The sequence below is a fragment of the Bacillus cereus group sp. BfR-BA-01523 genome (genome assembly GCF_022662615.1).
Classification (GTDB): domain Bacteria; phylum Bacillota; class Bacilli; order Bacillales; family Bacillaceae_G; genus Bacillus_A; species Bacillus_A mycoides.
In genome coordinates this window covers 1-307 of record NZ_JAKUDX010000043.1, presented here as the reverse complement: position 1 = coordinate 307, position 307 = coordinate 1, and the positions used below count along the sequence as shown (strand labels likewise).

Genomic DNA, 307 nt, shown 5'->3' with positions numbered 1-307 from the left:
GTAAGATCCCTGAAAGATGATCAGGTTGATAGGTTCGAGGTGGAAGCATGGTGACATGTGGAGCTGACGAATACTAATAGATCGAGGACTTAACCATATAATATGAAGCAATGTTATCTAGTTTTGAAAGAATATAAAAAACTTATTGACTTTAAATGTCGAATAAGTTATGATAATTCTTGTCTTAAATGAATACAGTCTGGTAATGATGGCAGAGAGGTCACACCCGTTCCCATACCGAACACGGAAGTTAAGCTCTCTAGCGCCGATGGTAGTTGGGACCTTGTCCCTGTGAGAGTAGGACGTT

At 40.1% G+C, this 307-nt stretch carries 2 rRNA genes; both read left to right on the top strand.

What is annotated here, in order from left to right:
- A 23S ribosomal RNA gene (locus MR066_RS27105) occupies positions 1-97 on the top strand; the annotation flags it as partial.
- A gap of 101 nt (positions 98-198) precedes the next feature.
- A 5S ribosomal RNA gene (gene rrf, locus MR066_RS27100) occupies positions 199-307 on the top strand; the annotation flags it as partial.